The organism is Streptomyces sp. V1I1 (genome assembly GCF_030817355.1).
Classification (GTDB): Bacteria; Actinomycetota; Actinomycetes; order Streptomycetales; family Streptomycetaceae; genus Streptomyces.
In genome coordinates, this window is record NZ_JAUSZH010000001.1 from 6,270,316 (window position 1) to 6,285,066 (window position 14,751).

The 14,751-nt window shown below is 71.1% G+C and carries 18 protein-coding genes; 13 read left to right on the forward strand and 5 right to left on the reverse strand.

Annotated elements, in window-relative coordinates; all coding sequences use genetic code 11:
* Nucleotides 1-63: 63 nt before the first annotated feature.
* On the reverse strand, nt 64-243 hold the full coding sequence (locus QFZ67_RS29330) for a hypothetical protein (protein ID WP_307664060.1): 180 nt from the start codon (nt 241-243) through the stop codon (nt 64-66).
* 243 nt (nt 244-486) lie between these two features.
* On the opposite strand from QFZ67_RS29330, the gene QFZ67_RS29335 reads away from it, so the two are divergent.
* From QFZ67_RS29335 to QFZ67_RS29350, 4 genes are read left to right on the forward strand one after another with little or no spacing between them, the layout of a single operon-like run.
* On the forward strand, nt 487-1,728 hold the full coding sequence (locus QFZ67_RS29335) for an NYN domain-containing protein (RefSeq protein ID WP_307664061.1): 1,242 nt from the start codon (nt 487-489) through the stop codon (nt 1,726-1,728).
* A 37-nt stretch (nt 1,729-1,765) separates the two neighbouring features.
* Nucleotides 1,766-2,740, forward strand: a complete 975-nt coding sequence (locus QFZ67_RS29340) for an ABC transporter ATP-binding protein (RefSeq protein ID WP_307666010.1) — start codon at nt 1,766-1,768, stop codon at nt 2,738-2,740.
* Between the two features lie 20 nt (nt 2,741-2,760).
* Complete coding sequence (locus tag QFZ67_RS29345; protein ID WP_307666011.1) at nt 2,761-3,561, forward strand: ABC transporter permease; 801 nt, start codon at nt 2,761-2,763, stop codon at nt 3,559-3,561.
* A gap of 34 nt (nt 3,562-3,595) precedes the next feature.
* Nucleotides 3,596-4,252 (forward strand): ABC transporter permease, encoded by a 657-nt coding sequence (locus tag QFZ67_RS29350; RefSeq protein ID WP_307664062.1) that lies wholly within the window; start codon nt 3,596-3,598, stop codon nt 4,250-4,252.
* Between the two features lie 392 nt (nt 4,253-4,644).
* Here the strand turns inward: QFZ67_RS29350 and ybaK are convergent, their stop codons facing one another.
* From ybaK to QFZ67_RS29370, 4 genes are all read right to left on the reverse strand, one after another.
* Nucleotides 4,645-5,139: a Cys-tRNA(Pro) deacylase gene (gene ybaK / locus QFZ67_RS29355; protein ID WP_307664063.1), complete on the reverse strand. Its 495-nt coding sequence runs from the start codon at nt 5,137-5,139 to the stop codon at nt 4,645-4,647.
* A 15-nt stretch (nt 5,140-5,154) separates the two neighbouring features.
* On the reverse strand, nt 5,155-5,901 hold the full coding sequence (locus QFZ67_RS29360; RefSeq protein WP_307664064.1) for an LON peptidase substrate-binding domain-containing protein: 747 nt from the start codon (nt 5,899-5,901) through the stop codon (nt 5,155-5,157).
* A 2-nt stretch (nt 5,902-5,903) separates the two neighbouring features.
* Nucleotides 5,904-6,926, reverse strand: coding sequence for a hypothetical protein (locus QFZ67_RS29365; RefSeq protein ID WP_307664065.1), 1,023 nt, complete (start codon nt 6,924-6,926; stop codon nt 5,904-5,906).
* 102 nt (nt 6,927-7,028) lie between these two features.
* Nucleotides 7,029-8,630 (reverse strand): oxidoreductase, encoded by a 1,602-nt coding sequence (locus tag QFZ67_RS29370; RefSeq protein WP_307664066.1) that lies wholly within the window; start codon nt 8,628-8,630, stop codon nt 7,029-7,031.
* Between the two features lie 148 nt (nt 8,631-8,778).
* On the opposite strand from QFZ67_RS29370, the gene hisD reads away from it, so the two are divergent.
* From hisD to hisF, 9 genes are read left to right on the forward strand one after another with little or no spacing between them, the layout of a single operon-like run.
* On the forward strand, nt 8,779-10,110 hold the full coding sequence (gene hisD / locus QFZ67_RS29375; protein WP_307664067.1) for a histidinol dehydrogenase: 1,332 nt from the start codon (nt 8,779-8,781) through the stop codon (nt 10,108-10,110).
* Nucleotides 10,107-11,213 carry a histidinol-phosphate transaminase gene (locus QFZ67_RS29380; RefSeq protein WP_307664068.1) on the forward strand — a complete coding sequence of 369 codons (1,107 nt, stop codon included), beginning with the start codon at nt 10,107-10,109 and terminating at the stop codon, nt 11,211-11,213. Before hisD ends, QFZ67_RS29380 begins: the two co-directional genes overlap by 4 nt.
* Nucleotides 11,210-11,803: an imidazoleglycerol-phosphate dehydratase HisB gene (gene hisB, locus QFZ67_RS29385; protein WP_307664069.1), complete on the forward strand. Its 594-nt coding sequence runs from the start codon at nt 11,210-11,212 to the stop codon at nt 11,801-11,803. Before QFZ67_RS29380 ends, hisB begins: the two co-directional genes overlap by 4 nt.
* On the forward strand, nt 11,800-11,997 hold the full coding sequence (locus tag QFZ67_RS29390; RefSeq protein WP_307664070.1) for a hypothetical protein: 198 nt from the start codon (nt 11,800-11,802) through the stop codon (nt 11,995-11,997). Before hisB ends, QFZ67_RS29390 begins: the two co-directional genes overlap by 4 nt.
* Entirely contained in the window at nt 11,994-12,161 is a 168-nt protein-coding gene (locus QFZ67_RS29395; RefSeq protein ID WP_307664071.1) for a hypothetical protein, read from the forward strand. The genes QFZ67_RS29390 and QFZ67_RS29395 overlap by 4 nt, the downstream gene beginning before the upstream one ends.
* Nucleotides 12,158-12,799, forward strand: a complete 642-nt coding sequence (hisH, locus tag QFZ67_RS29400; protein WP_307664072.1) for an imidazole glycerol phosphate synthase subunit HisH — start codon at nt 12,158-12,160, stop codon at nt 12,797-12,799. The genes QFZ67_RS29395 and hisH overlap by 4 nt, the downstream gene beginning before the upstream one ends.
* Nucleotides 12,799-13,524 (forward strand): bifunctional 1-(5-phosphoribosyl)-5-((5-phosphoribosylamino)methylideneamino)imidazole-4-carboxamide isomerase/phosphoribosylanthranilate isomerase PriA, encoded by a 726-nt coding sequence (priA, locus tag QFZ67_RS29405; RefSeq protein ID WP_307664073.1) that lies wholly within the window; start codon nt 12,799-12,801, stop codon nt 13,522-13,524. The genes hisH and priA overlap by 1 nt, the downstream gene beginning before the upstream one ends.
* Nucleotides 13,521-13,931, forward strand: a complete 411-nt coding sequence (locus QFZ67_RS29410) for a RidA family protein (RefSeq protein WP_307664074.1) — start codon at nt 13,521-13,523, stop codon at nt 13,929-13,931. The genes priA and QFZ67_RS29410 overlap by 4 nt, the downstream gene beginning before the upstream one ends.
* A complete protein-coding gene (gene hisF / locus QFZ67_RS29415; protein ID WP_307664075.1) occupies nt 13,928-14,683 on the forward strand; it encodes an imidazole glycerol phosphate synthase subunit HisF in 756 nt (251 codons plus the stop codon). The genes QFZ67_RS29410 and hisF overlap by 4 nt, the downstream gene beginning before the upstream one ends.
* Nucleotides 14,684-14,751 lie beyond the last annotated feature (68 nt).

A 14,751-nucleotide genomic window follows, 5' to 3' on the forward strand; every position in this document is an offset into this window, starting at 1 on the left:
CTCGTCCTTTACGGCTCGTCTTTTACGGCTCGTCTTTTACGGCTCGTCTTTTTTGCGCCGCGATCAGTTGTGGCCGAAGCGTCGCTGGTGCTTACGGGCAACGTCCGCGGGGCTGCCCTGAGCCTGGGACTGGGGCTGCGCATGGGACTCGTACGCGGTCGACTTGGCCTGCTCGCCGCCGCGCTCCGCGGCCGGCGAACGGTCCTGTTGGCCACCCTGCTTGCGATTCTTGTTCTTGGCCATGGTGATGCCTCCTGTGGGGATTCTCGGGGCCAGGGCCGCTGCCAGACTCACATATGCGATGAAGCGCCGCATTTTGGATCATTGCGGTGCGTAAAGGGCCCTTGTCGCGCCTCGGACCAGGGTTCCGCCACGCCGATGATCGAGTTCCGGCCGTTAACCCTCCCGTGGTCGGGCAGACTCGAAGGAAACCCGGAACAATCCCCGATCCGGACCCTTCCCCGATCCCCAAGTTCCCGAAAGAGGGTGGAACGCGTGGACCGCTGCGTTGTCCTGGTGGACGCCGGATATCTGCTGGGCGCCGCCGCGAGTCTTCTCGCCGGGGAACCGGCGCGTTCCCGCATCACCGTCGACCACGCCGCCCTCATCCAGGGCCTGCGCGAACTCGCCGAGGCCGATACGGAGCGCCCGCTGTTGCGTATCTACTGGTTCGACGGCGCCCCCGACCGCGTACCGCAGCCCGAACACCGGCGGCTGCGCGTCATGCCGCGGGTGACGGTCCGGCTGGGCGCACTGACCCGCAGCGACGGCCGCTGGGCACAGAAGGGCGTGGATGCGGCCATGCACGCCGAGCTCACCGAGCTGGCCAGAAATCGCGCTTGCTCCGACGTGGTGCTGGTGACCGGCGACGGAGATCTGCTCCCCGGTCTGATGTCCGCAAAGGAGCACGGCGTCGCCGTCCACCTCTGGGCCGTGCAGGCCGCCGACGGCGACTACAACCAGTCCGAGGACCTGGTCGCCGAGGCGGACGAGCGACGGGTGCTCGACCGGGCCTGGATCACCCGGGCCGTACGGGCCAAGGAACTCACCGGCATCTGCGCCCCGCAGCCCGCACCCGGCCCCGAGATCGCCGCGATCCTCTCCGCGCCGCTGCCCGAGTCGGCGCTCGCCGCCTCGCAGGAGCGCGCCGCCGACGCCGTACGGAACGGCTCTCAGCCGGCCCCCACCGAGAACGGCGCCGAGCCGATCCCCGCCCCTGCCGCGTCCAAGGGCGTTCCCACCCCCAAGGATCTGGCGGGTCTGCGCGCCCCCGGCCAGCACCCCGCGCCGCATCCGGCGAGCGCCACCCTGCGCTGGTCCTCCGACAAGGGCTGGGTCGAGCGGGCCGGCGGCGGGGCGCTCGGCGAGCCGCCCGAGACCGCGTCCCTGCCGACGCTCGCCCAACTCACCAGCGCCGAGCAGCGCTGGGCCGACCGCGAGGAGGACATCACGACGGTCGGCGGCGACCCCTTCGAGGTCGGCCAGGTCTTCGCCCGGCGCTGGATGGAACGGCTGCCGGAGGCGGGTCATGTGCAGAAGCTGTCCACCATGTATCCGCGGATCCCGCACCGCATCGACGGCGAACTGCTGCGGTACGCCGCGCGCTTCGGGCTCCTGGCGCACAAGGACGACCAGATCGACGAGCACGACCGCTATGCGATCCGGGCCGGATTCTGGCGTGAGATCGACGTACGGGCGGCCGCGGAACACGCCCCCGCGGGGGAGTAGTCCGCCCGACCCCTTAGGCTCGTCCCTTGTGAGTACGGTGTGCGTGGCGCGGGATCTGGTCAAGACGTACCCCGCCGCGCGCGGTCGCCGAGGCACCCCCGGGACGCCCGAGGTGCGTGCCACTGACGGGATTTCGCTGGTGGTGCGGCGTGGCGAGATCTTCGGTCTGCTCGGGCCCAACGGCGCCGGCAAGTCCACCCTCGTACGACAGCTCACCGGGCTGATGCGACCGGATTCCGGCAGTGTCGAGGTGCTGGGCCACGATCTCGTACGCCACCCGGAGCGGGCCTCCCGGCTCATCGGCTACCTCGGGCAGGAGTCCACCGCGCTCGACGAGCTGACCGTCGCGCTCGCCGCAGAGACGACCGGGCGGCTGCGCGGACTTTCCCTGCGGGACGCTAGGGCCGAGCGGGACGACGTACTGGAGGAGCTCGGGCTGACCGGGCTCGCCGCGCGCCCCCTGAAGAAACTCTCCGGCGGACAGCGGCGGCTGGCCTGCTTCGCGGCAACGCTCGTGGGCGAGCGGCCGGTGCTGGTACTGGACGAGCCGACCACCGGCATGGACCCCGTCGCGCGGCGCGCGGTGTGGGCCGCGGTCGACCGGCGGCGGGCGGAGAACGGCGCGACCGTCCTCCTCGTCACCCATAACGTCATCGAGGCCGAGACCGTACTCGACCGGGTTGCCGTGCTGGAACGGGGCCGCGTCATCGCCTGCGACACCCCGGCCGGGCTCAAGGAACGGGTCGCCGGCGAGGTGCGGGTCGAGCTGGTGTGGCGCGAGCGGGCGCCGCTGGACGTGCCCGAGGTCACCGCGCTGCGCGGGTCCGCGCAGGAGCACGGGCGCCGTTGGGTGCTCAGGCTCGCGCCCGACGAGGCGCGGGCGGCGGTCGCGGCGGTGACGGGTGGCGCGGCGTTCGCGGCGCTCGACGACTTCACCGTGGCCACGCCGAGCCTGGAAGACGTGTACCTGGCGCTCGGCGGGAACGCGACGAAGGGGCTGGTCAAGGCGTGAGCATCGTGCCCGCGGAGGCGGTGGCCGAACAGATCAGTGTGGCCGACAGGGCGGCGGTGGTGGATGCCGCACCGCTCGCGCCGCGGGCGCGGCTGCTGCCCGCGCTCGCCGCCGTGTACCGCGCGCAGCTGTCGCGGGCGCGGGTCGCCCGGATCCCGCTGCTCTTCGTGGCGACCTTCCAGTCGATCGGGATCATGGTCCTGATGCGCGGGGTCGTCGACGGGGGTGCGGAGGCGCGGGCCGTCGTCGCCGGGTCGAGCGTCCTCGTCGTCGCCTTCGTCGCGCTCAATCTCCTCGCGCAGTACTTCGGGCAGCTGCGGGCCAGCGGCGGCCTCGACCACTACGCCACGCTGCCGGTGCCGCCGGCCGCGGTGGTGCTCGGTGCGGCCGGTGCGTACGCCTCCTTCACCGTGCCCGGCACGGTCGTCACCGCCGTCGTCGGCAGCGTCCTTTTCCAGCTGCCGCTGACGCATCTATGGGTGCTCGCCGCGGTCATCCCGCTGTCCGGCGCCGCCCTCGCCGGTCTTGGCGCGGCGCTCGGTCTGCTCGCGCCGCGCCAGGAAGTGGCCACGTTGCTAGGGCAGTTGGGTATGTCCGCGGCGCTGCTGCTCGGTGTGCTGCCGGCCGACAGGCTGCCCGGGCCGGTCTCGTACGCCCGCGATCTGCTGCCCTCCACATACGGCGTCGAGGCCCTCGCGCGGACCTTCGACGTGCGTCCGGACTGGGCGGTCGTCGGGCTGGACCTCGCGGTCTGCGCCTTGGTGGGTGTCGTCTCGCTGACGGTCGCGACGTGGGCGTACCGGCGGGCGGCAGTCCGGTGAGGCACCGTCCGGACACGCCTGGCACGATGGCGGGGTGACCGCACCTCTGACTCCGCCTCACCAGCCTTCGCCGGACAACGACCCGTGGCAGTCGCCGCCGACCGGGCCCGGGCCCTTGTACGCCAAGGGAGCGGGGGATGACCCGGACCTGAAGACGGACCTGCGGGACGCGGCCGTGGTGCTGGTGGCCGTGACGATTCTGGGCGTGGCGCTGGGGCTGCTGTGGCTGTGGCTGGCGCCGCGGGTGCCGCTGATCTCGAACGACAAGGCGGTCTTCCTCAAGGACACGGAGGGCGAGGAGGCGGTGGGCGCGGACGGAACGTTCGTGCTGCTGGCACTCGCCTTCGGCGCGGTGAGCGCGGCGGCGGTCTTCTGGATCCGCAGGCGCGGGGGGATCGCGCTGGTGGTGGCGCTGGCGCTGGGCGGCCTGCTGGGATCGCTGCTGGCGTGGGGGATCGGGGTGTGGTTCGGCCCGACGCATGATGTGGTCGCGCATGCGCGGGAGGTCGGCGAGGGGGTGACCTTCGACGCGTACCTGGAGCTGAGGGCGAAGGGGGCGGTGCTGGCGTGGCCGGTGGCGGCGATGGTGGTCCACCTGGCGCTGACGGCGCTGTTCGGCCCGCGGGACCCGGAGCCGGAGTGGCCGGCACCGGGGTACGGCCCGGGCCCGGGCGACCCTGGCGCGGCCTGACGCCTGCGGCGGGCGTTCCCCACCCCGCCCCTTCCCGAACTGGGGCTGCGCCCCAGACCCCGGTACGCCCGTCGGGCGTTGTCCTCAATCTTCCCCAGACTTCGTCCGGGGGAGTTTGAGGCGCGGTCCCGGACGCGAAATCAAGCCCCGCCGGCGTTTGAGGCGCGGGGCCCGGGGCCGAGCCCCGAAACAAGCCCCGCCGGCGATCGAGGCGCGGGGGCCGGGCGGAGCCCCGGGGTCAGGCCGGGCGGCGGCCGTGGTTTGCGCGGTGCTTGCGTATGCGCCACTTGCGTTTGCGGGTGCGTTTGGACATGCCGTGTCCTCTCCGCGTACGCGCTCCCCGACAGAGCGTTCCTACGGTCGTAGCCGAGGACGGCCCCGCCGTCGACCCCCTACGCGCGCCCGATCGGCGCCAGCACCGCCGACGTCAGCGCCGCCAGGTCCGCGGGGGCCAGTTCGACCTCCAGGCCGCGGCGGCCCGCCGAGACGCAGATCGTGGGGTGCAGGGACGCAGACGCGTCCAGGACCGTGCGGAGGGGTTTGCGCTGGCCCAGCGGGGAGATGCCGCCGCGGACGTAGCCCGTCGTACGTTCCGCCGCAGCCGGGTCGGCCATCCTCGCGCGTTTGGCGCCGACCGCCGTGGCCAGCGCCTTGAGGTCCAGTTGGCCCGCCACCGGGACGATCGCCACCGTCAGTTGACCGTCGACGTCCGCGACGAGCGTCTTGAAGACCCGGTCGGGGGAGACCCCGAGTGCCTGTGCCGCCTCCTCGCCGTACGAGGGCGACGCGGGGTCGTGGCCGTACGCGTGGACCGTGAAGGCCGTGCCCGCCGCGGTCAGGGCGACCGTCGCGGGCGTGCCGCCGGGCTTCTTGGGCTTCTTCGGCACCGCAGGAAACTCCCGTCAGTTGGGGCTCGTCGGCGCCCGGGTCAGATCGACCGCGGGCAGCGAAGGGAGGTGGCGGATCACCGCCGTCTCCGAGCGCAGCAGGGTGAGTTCCTCACGCAGCCGGGTCGCCGTGTCCGGAGCCTGCAACAGCCGCTGCTTCGCAGGGGTGTCCAGCACCGCCGCCGCGGCGACCAGGTACGACACCACCGACGGCTCGTCCGGCAGATCCGCCCCCGTGGACAGCGACCGCTCCCGCGCGCCCGCCAGCCGCTTCTGGTAGCTGCGGAAGGCACGGAGCACGCCCTCGGCGAGGGTCCCCGCGCCGTCCCCCGACTCCTCCGGGATCTCCTCCAGTTCGGCAGTCAGATACGGGCCGCTCGCGTCGACCGAGAGGAGCTTGACCCGGGTCGTGCCCGTCGCCAGCACCTCGAAGCTGCCGTCTTCGCGCTCGCGGATCGTCGCGGCGTCCGCGATGCAGCCCACCCGGTGGAAGGCCTGAATCGGGTCGTCGCCGAAGCCCGCCGCCGGGCCGCGCTCGGGCAGCGCGGTCGGGTCCGGCATGCCGGGCGCGGTCGGCGCCACCTCGCGGCCGTCGCGGATGGCGACCACTGCGAAACGGCGCGGTTCGGACTCGTCCGTCTTCAGCAGTTCGCGCATCATGGCGCGATAACGCTCCTCGAAGACGTTCAAGGGCAGAACGAGGCCCGGGAACAGCACCGAGTTCAGCGGGAAGAGGGGGAGGCTTGCGGTCACAACGGTCAAGCCTAATGGCCGAACGACCTGCTTCGTCCGCCCCGTCCACGCACTGGCATCGCCGAGGCGATCTCGATCCGTACACCGTCCCTCGCCTCGAGGAACTGACCCAGTGGATCGTCGGAGGCATAACTCCACGGAAACGACGTCGCGTACGGGCCGATCAGCCGGAACTGCTCCAGCGCCTCGGTCCACCGCCCCCGCCCCACAAGCACGTACGCCAGCAGATTGCGCACCTCCGCGGGCAATGGATCCCCGGCCTGATAATCCGCTGAGAGCGTGATTGCGAGATCCGCCGCCGCGTCGATCCGGTCGTCCTGTACGGAGGTGGTGTCCCCGCTCAGCAGCTGCGCGAACGCCGCCCGCACCGGCAGCGCCTGCACCAGTGAGCCCGGCAGCGCGTCCGCCGCCGCCTGCTCGGCGAAGTCGAAGCACTCGCGGTGTGAGCCGTACCACTGTGCCGACAAGTACTGCAGGGCCGCGACATGACAGCCGTAGTGGTGCGAGGAGCGGCGTACGGCCTGCTCCCACAGCGACTCGAACGCCGTGTGCGTGGCATGCGTGCCGCGCGCGTGGTCCAGCGAGATCCGCCACGGCACCGGATCGTGCGAGTCGCCCTCCGCCGCCGCGTCGATCAGCGGACCGATCTCGCGCAGCCGCTCGGCCCTGGCCGGCGACTCCCAGGCCCTGCGGACCGCGAGCTCGGCCTTGACGACCAGCGCGTCGGGGTCGCGCGGCGCGGCGGCGAGCCAGGACATGAGCCACTCGTCGCGGCTGTACGCGAACGCGGCGAGCCGCATCACGTACCGGTCGCGGTTCTCCCACTCCGCCGATTCACGCGTGGTCGCCAGCAGCTTGGCGGCCGGCTCGTACTCCCCGATGGCAGCCGCGACCAGCACCGGGCTCAGCCGCTCGTCGGGGGCGTCGAGCAGTACCGCCTCGTCGGGCGGCAGGCCGTCGGCGAGTTGCGGCGTATGACGGATCATGCGCGCGGTGCGGATCAGGGCGCGGAGCAATGACATGGTGCGGACCATTGAAAACTGCAGGTAGGAGGCGCGCCAGAGGGCAGCTGTGAAGAGTTCGTAGCGGCGGAATGGTTGTCCTGGCGAAAGCCAAGAGAGCGTAAAGAAAGTGCCTCAGCCGCGCCGGAGAAGGCGGGACGCGCCCGCCGCGACCGTCGTCGCGAGGATCCAGCCGAGCAGGATCAACGCGGCCGACGCCCATTGCCAGCGGCCATCCAGCTGCCAGTAGCCGTCCTGGCCGAGATTGATCACCGGCAGCAGCAGATCCAGGGCGTACAGCGCGGCGTTCCACCGCGGATGCTCTTCGGGCTTGATCGGCGCCGGATCGATCTGGGAGAAGGCCACCGCGCCCGCCGCCCATAAAACCGCCATCCACAGGGCCGCCCGGCCCGGGCGGTAGCCGTACGCCACCGTCCAGTCCTGCAGATAGCCCCACAGCTTCGCGGCCAGCGGCAGCGTCTCCCGGCGGCGGCGCTGCTTGGCGAGCAGCACCTCGCGGGCGTCCGCGTCCTCACCGCTGTTGCGCAGGACGGTCGCCAGCCGTTCGTACGGCTCCGGGGAGTACTCCGGAGTCGCCGAGGCCACCCACTCCAGGCGGCGGCTGAGCGGGAACTCCTCGTACGGAACGAGGTTCTCGTAGACGAAGCCGCCCATCGCGAGGCCGCCGGGCCCCGGCCAGCTCGCCGCCAGATCGATCAGCGTCACGATCTTCGCGCCGTTCAGCACGACGCGGCCCTCCTCCGGGCGCTCCGCGTTGAAGCGCAGCTCCGGAGTGGCGATCCGGCGCAGCGACAACTCCTCGCGCGAGCTCAGCACGAACCGCGCATGGTGCAGATCGACCGCGTCGCCGAACCGGCCGTCGTCCAGCCGCACCCCGCCGTGGCACTGGAAGGGCTGTAGCCGGGTGCCGCGCGCCGGGGTCGCGGAACCGCCGGTGCCGAACGGGGGAGTGGAGCCCTGGTTGCCCGTGGACTCGCTCACCCACGCGCCCGTCATATAGAGCGTCCGCTCCACGCTCAGCTGCGGTGCGTTCAGCGCGCGCCGCTCCCCGGCCGCGCGCAGCCGGCTGCCGCGCAGGCTCAGTGAGACCCCCACCTTCGCGCCGCGCAGACTGAACTCGCCGTATGTCTCGATCAGTTCGGCCTGTAAGTCCTGGGCGACCGACATCCCGTCGGCGGTGATCGCCCGTCCCCGGCGGTCCGGCCGGACATGGATCTGGTTGATCAGCAGATCGGTGCCTATCTGCGCGTCGGTGAGGCGGATGCCGTGCTCGATGCGGCAGCGCGGCAGATGCAGATCGCCCTCGGTACGCAGCCGGGCCGCCTCGATCCGCGGGATCGCACAGCCGACCATGCGCACCGTGGTGAAGTGCGCCTCGGGCATCAGCACTTCGCTCTCGAAGCGGCAGCCGTTCAGCTCGACGTACGGGGCGATGCTGCCGCCCGCGAGTTTGAGGGTGCCGGTGATCTGGACCCCGCGGAGCTTCAGCGCGGCGACCCGTCCGGGCCGTGCGCTGGGACCGCTGAGCAGCAGCCGGGCGACGATGGACGCGCGGACGCTGCGCTCGGGGCCCCAGGGGCGTGGGGAGAAGGGATCGTTCAGCAGGGGATTCGGATCGCTCAGGTCGTACGTGCTTCCGTTCCGGAATGCGTTCCACATTTGGAGCTCGGTCGGGCTCAGTCCATTCGGAGGCCCGTCGTCCAGCGGCTCGGTCAATGCCGCTCCTCCGCTTCATTGGTTCGTACAGCTGTTCTTCCCGCTGAGTGACGGACTGAACGCTAGTGGTCATGAACAACTTCTGGGGCCGGTATCAGCCAGTGATACGGACGACCAGCAGCGGAATCCGGTCTGAGAGAATTGCTCTGTGATCTCTCGAATCGATCTGCGTGGCGACGCTCTCCCCGAGGGTGCCGCTCTGCGCGACCTGCTGCCCCGTGCCGAGTTCGACGTGGAAGCAGCCCTGGAGAAGGTGCGGCCCATCTGCGAGGACGTGCATCATCGCGGCACGGCGGCGCTGATCGAGTACGCGGAGAAATTCGACGGTGTGAAGCTGGACCGGGTACGAGTGCCCGCAGCGGCACTCGCCGACGCCCTGGAGCAGCTCGACCCCGAGGTCAGGGCCGCTCTGGAGGAGTCGATCCGGCGCGCCAGGATCGTGCACCGCGCCCAGCGCCGAGACGAGCACACCACCCAGGTCGTCCCCGGAGGCACCGTCACCGAGAAGTGGGTGCCGGTCGAGCGCGTCGGTCTGTACGCACCGGGCGGCCGCTCCGTCTACCCCTCCTCCGTGATCATGAACGTGGTGCCGGCGCAGGAGGCGGGCGTCGAATCCGTCGCGCTCGCGTCCCCGCCGCAGAAAGAGTTCGACGGGCTGCCGCACCCGACGATCCTGGCCGCCTGCGCGCTGCTCGGCGTCGACGAGGTGTACGCCGCGGGCGGCGCCCAAGCCGTGGCGATGTTCGCGTACGGCACCGAGGGACCTGACGGATGCGCCCCCGCGAACATGGTGACGGGCCCCGGCAATATCTGGGTCGCCGCCGCCAAGCGGTACTTCACCGGCCGCATCGGTATCGACACCGAGGCGGGTCCGACCGAGATCGCGATCCTCGCCGACTCGGCCGCCGACCCGGTGCACGTCGCCGCCGACCTGATCAGCCAGGCCGAGCACGACCCGATGGCCGCCGCCGTGCTGGTCACCGACTCCGTGGAGCTGGCGGACGCAGTCGAGAAGGAGCTCGAGCCGCAGGTCGCGGCAACCAAGCACATCGAGGACCGGATCGTCCCGGCGCTGAGCGGCAAGCAGTCCGCGATCGTCCTGGTCGACGGCGTCGAAGAGGGACTGCGGGTAGTCAACGCGTACGGCGCCGAGCACCTGGAGATCCAGACCGCCGACGCCTCCGCGGTCGCCGCCCGGGTCCGCAACGCCGGCGCGATCTTCGTCGGCCCGTGGGCGCCCGTCTCGCTCGGTGACTACTGCGCGGGCTCCAACCACGTCCTGCCGACCGGTGGCTGCGCCTGCCACTCCTCGGGCCTGTCCGTCCAGTCCTTCCTGCGCGGCATCCACATCGTCGACTACACGCGCGACGCGCTCGCCGACGTGACGCACCATGTCGTCACGCTCGCCGAGGCCGAGGACCTGCCCGCGCACGGCGCCGCCCTCAAGGCACGCTTCGGATGGAAGGTGCCTGAGCAGTGACCGGAATCGACGATCTGCCCATCCGCGACGAGCTTCGCGGCAAGTCCCCGTACGGGGCGCCCCAGCTCGACGTACCCGTACAGCTGAACACCAACGAGAACCCGTATCCGCTGCCCGAGCCGCTGGTCGAGCGGATCGCCGAGCGGGTCGCGGAGGCCGCGCGCGGGCTCAACCGCTACCCCGACCGGGACGCCGTCGAACTGCGCACCGAGCTCGCCCGCTACCTCACCCGTACGGCCGGGCACGAGGTGACTCTCGCCAACGTCTGGGCCGCCAACGGCTCCAACGAGGTCATCCAGCAGCTGCTCCAGACCTTCGGCGGCCCCGGCCGCAGCGCCATCGGCTTCGAGCCCTCGTACTCGATGCACGGACTCATCTCGCGCGGCACCGGCACCCACTGGATCTCAGGACCGCGCCGCGACGACTTCACGATCGACCTCGACGCGGCAGGCGAGGCCATCGCCCAGCACCGGCCGGACGTCGTCTTCATCACCTCGCCCAACAACCCGACGGGCACCGCGGTCCAGGCCGAAACCGTCCTCGCGCTGTACGAGGCGGCCCAGGCTGCCAAGCCGTCCCTGGTGGTCGTCGACGAGGCGTACGTCGAATTCAGCCACCGCCCCTCGCTGCTGCCGCTGATCGAGGGTCGGCCGAACCTCGTGGTCTCGCGCACCATGTCCAAGGCCTTCGGCGCGGCCGGTCTGCGCCTCGGCTACCTGGCCGCGCACCCCGCCGTGGTCGACGCCGTCCAGCTGGTGCGCCTGCCGTACCACCTGTCGGCCGTCACCCAGGCCACCGCGCTGGCCGCGCTGGAGCACACCGATACGCTGCTCGGGTATGTCGAGCAGCTGAAGCGTGAGCGGGACCGGCTGGTCACCGAGCTGCGCGCGATCGGCTGGGAGGTCACCGAATCGGACGCCAACTTCGTCCAGTTCGGCCGCTTCCCCGACAGCCATGAGGCCTGGCAGAAGATCCTCGACCGGGGCGTCTTGGTCCGTGACAACGGAGTGCCCGGGTGGCTGCGGGTCACCGCCGGCACCCCAGAAGAGAACGACGCGTTTCTCGACGCGGTTCGTGAACTGAAGAAGGAGTACGACGCATGAGCCGCGTTGGCCGTGTCGAACGCACCACCAAGGAGACGTCCGTCGTCGTCGAGATCGACCTCGACGGCCACGGAAAGGTCGACGTGTCGACCGGGGTCGGCTTCTACGACCACATGCTCGACCAGCTCGGCCGCCACGGCCTGTTCGACCTCACCGTGAAGACCGAGGGCGATCTGCACATCGACTCGCACCACACCATCGAGGACACCGCCCTCGCGCTCGGCGCCGCCTTCAAGCAGGCGCTCGGCGACAAGGTGGGGATTTATCGATTCGGCAACTGCACCGTGCCGCTGGACGAGTCCCTCGCCCAGGTCACCGTGGACCTCTCGGGCCGCCCGTACCTCGTGCACACCGAGCCCGAGAACATGGCGCCCATGATCGGCTCGTACGACACGACCATGACCCGGCACATCTTCGAGTCCTTCGTCGCCCAGGCCCAGATCGCGCTGCACATCAACGTCCCGTACGGGCGCAACGCGCACCACATCGTGGAGTGCCAGTTCAAGGCGCTGGCCCGCGCTCTGCGGTACGCCTCCGAGCGCGACCCGCGCGCGGTGGGCATCCTCCCCTCCACGAAGGGCGCACTGTGAGCGACGTACGCGCGGCCGCCGGGCCGCAGACGATCGCGATAGTGGCACCTCTGCGCCGCGCGGGCGGAGAAGCGAACGAGAAGGGCGCAGCGGGCGACGTACGCGCGGCCGCCGGGCCGCAGACGATCGCGATAGTGGCACCTCTGCGCCGCGCGGGCGGAGAAGCGAACGAGAAGGGCGCAGCAACCCCATGACCGGCCTCTCCACCGTTCTCATCGTCGTCGGGCTCTTCCTCGCCGGCGGTGTGTACTCCTTCTCCAAGCAGAAGATGCCCAAGGGCCTGATCGTGCTTCTCACCATCGCTTCCGTGATGTGCCTGGGCGCCGGCGTCCTGCGGATTCAGGGGATCTGGGAATGAGCACTCCGAAGAAAGTCGTCGTCTTCGACTACGGATTCGGCAATGTCCGCTCCGCCGAGCGGGCGCTGGCCCGCGTCGGCGCGGACGTCGAGATCACCCGTGACTTCGACACGGCCATGAACGCCGACGGGCTCCTCGTCCCCGGCGTCGGCGCCTTCTCCGCCTGCATGGAAGGCCTCAAGAAGGCCCGCGGCGAGTGGGTCGTCGACCGCCGGCTCTCCGGCGGCCGCCCGGTCATGGGCATCTGCGTCGGCATGCAGATCCTCTTCGCGCGCGGCATCGAGCACGGCGTGGAGAGCGAGGGCCTCGACGAATGGCCCGGCACGGTCGGCCCGCTGAAGGCCCCGATCGTTCCCCACATGGGCTGGAACACCGTCGAAGCGCCGGCCGACAGCAAGCTCTTCGCCGGAGTCGACGCCGATGCCCGGTTCTACTTCGTGCACTCCTACGCCGTGCACGAGTGGAGCCTGGAAGTCACCAACCCCGCCATCCGCGCGCCCCAGGTCACCTGGGCCACGCACGGCGAGCGCTTTGTCGCAGCCGTCGAGAACGGCGCGCTGTGGGCGACCCAGTTCCACCCCGAGAAGTCCGGCGACGCCGGCGCCCAGCTGCTGACCAACTGGATTGAGACGCTGTAATGCCGAAGCTTGAACTCCTCCCCGCCGTCGACGTCCGCGACGGCCAGGCCGTCCGCCTCGTGCACGGTGAGTCCGGTACGGAGACGTCGTACGGCTCTCCGCTGGAGGCCGCCCTGACCTGGCAGCGCGCGGGCGCCGAGTGGCTGCACCTGGTCGACCTGGACGCGGCCTTCGGCACCGGCGACAACCGGGCGCTGATCGCCGAGGTCGCCAACGCGATGGACGTCAAGGTCGAGCTCTCCGGCGGTATCCGTGACGACGCCTCGCTCGCGGCCGCGCTGGCCACCGGCTGCGCCCGGGTCAACCTGGGGACGGCCGCGCTGGAGACCCCCGAGTGGGTCGCCAAGGTCATCGCAGAGCACGGCGACAAGATCGCGGTCGGGCTGGACGTACGCGGTACGACGCTGCGCGGCCGCGGCTGGACCCGCGACGGCGGCGACCTCTACGAGACGCTCGCCCGGCTCGACTCCGAGGGCTGCGCCCGCTACGTCGTCACCGACATCGCCAAGGACGGCACCCTCCAGGGCCCCAACCTGGAGCTGCTGAAGAACGTCTGCGCGGCCACCGACAAGCCGGTCGTCGCCTCCGGCGGCGTCTCCTCGCTCGACGATCTGCGGGCGATCGCCTCGCTGGTGCCCGAGGGCGTCGAGGGCGCGATCGTCGGCAAGGCGCTGTACGCGAAGGCGTTCACCCTCGAAGAGGCACTCGCGGCGGTGTCGGCATGACCGATTCAGGCTCTGATTCCGTACGGCGTATCGGCTCGGACGGGCCGTGGGAGGAGGCCTTCGGCTACTCCCGCGCCGTCCAGCTGCCGAACGGCCTGGTCCTGGTCTCCGGCTGCACCTCGGTCGTGGGCGGCCAGATCGCCGCGGGCGGTCCGTACGAGCAGGCGGTGACCGCTTTCGGTGTCGCCCTCGACGCGCTGAAGGAGCTGGGCCTCGGCCGGGAAGACGTCGTGCGTACGCGGATGTACATCACGCACGCCCGGGACGTGGACGAGGTCGGCCGCGCACACAAGGAACTGTTCGGCGAGGTCCGTCCGGCCACGTCGATGCTCATCGTCTCCGGCTTCGTCGAACCGAGCCTGGTCGTCGAGGTCGAGGTCGAGGCCTACCGAGGAGGTGCCGAATGACCCTCGCGGTCCGAGTCATCCCTTGCCTGGACGTGGACAACGGCCGGGTCGTCAAGGGAGTCAACTTCCAGAATCTGCGGGACGCGGGCGACCCCGTCGAGATGGCCAAGCTGTACGACGCCGAGGGCGCCGACGAGCTGACCTTCCTCGACATCACGGCCTCGTCCGGCAACCGTGAGACGACGTACGACGTGGTGCGCCGCACCGCCGAGCAGGTCTTCATCCCGCTGACCGTGGGCGGCGGCGTGCGCAGCGCCGACGACGTGGACAAGCTGCTGCGCGCGGGCGCGGACAAGGTGGGCGTGAACACCGCCGCGATCGCCCGCCCCGAGCTGATCCGCGAGATCGCGGAGCGTTTCGGCCGCCAGGTGCTGGTGCTGTCGGTCGACGCGCGGCGTACTGCCGATGGCTCCTTCGAGGTCACCACGCACGGCGGCCGCAAGGGCACCGGCATCGACGCCGTCGAATGGGCGCACCGGGCCGCCGAGTTGGGCGCGGGCGAGATCCTGCTCAACTCGATGGACGCCGACGGCACGAAGGACGGCTACGACATCGAGATGATCGCGGCGGTCCGTAAGCACGTGTCCGTCCCGGTCATCGCGAGCGGCGGCGCGGGCAAGTCGGCGGACTTCCCCCCGGCCGTCGCGGCGGGCGCGGACGCGGTGCTGGCGGCCTCCGTGTTCCACTTCGGCGATCTGCGTATCTCCCAGGTCAAGGACGCCCTGCGGGAGGCGGGGCACCCCGTCCGCTGACCTGGAGGACCTGGCGCCGGCATCGAGGACCTGGCGTGGCCCACCGTCGCGGCACCGCTGCCGTCCGC

Bases quoted from the DNA above. Each gene is read 5' to 3' on its own strand.
- QFZ67_RS29330 (WP_307664060.1), bottom strand. From the start codon at position 243: ATGGCCAAGAACAAGAATCGCAAGCAGGGTGGCCAACAGGACCGTTCG.
- QFZ67_RS29365 (WP_307664065.1), bottom strand. From the start codon at position 6,926: ATGGTCCGCACCATGTCATTGCTCCGCGCCCTGATCCGCACCGCGCGC.
- hisB (WP_307664069.1), top strand. From the start codon at position 11,210: ATGAGCCGCGTTGGCCGTGTCGAACGCACCACCAAGGAGACGTCCGTC.
- QFZ67_RS29395 (WP_307664071.1), top strand. From the start codon at position 11,994: ATGACCGGCCTCTCCACCGTTCTCATCGTCGTCGGGCTCTTCCTCGCC.
- hisH (WP_307664072.1), top strand. From the start codon at position 12,158: ATGAGCACTCCGAAGAAAGTCGTCGTCTTCGACTACGGATTCGGCAAT.
- priA (WP_307664073.1), top strand. From the start codon at position 12,799: ATGCCGAAGCTTGAACTCCTCCCCGCCGTCGACGTCCGCGACGGCCAG.
- QFZ67_RS29410 (WP_307664074.1), top strand. From the start codon at position 13,521: ATGACCGATTCAGGCTCTGATTCCGTACGGCGTATCGGCTCGGACGGG.
- hisF (WP_307664075.1), top strand. From the start codon at position 13,928: ATGACCCTCGCGGTCCGAGTCATCCCTTGCCTGGACGTGGACAACGGC.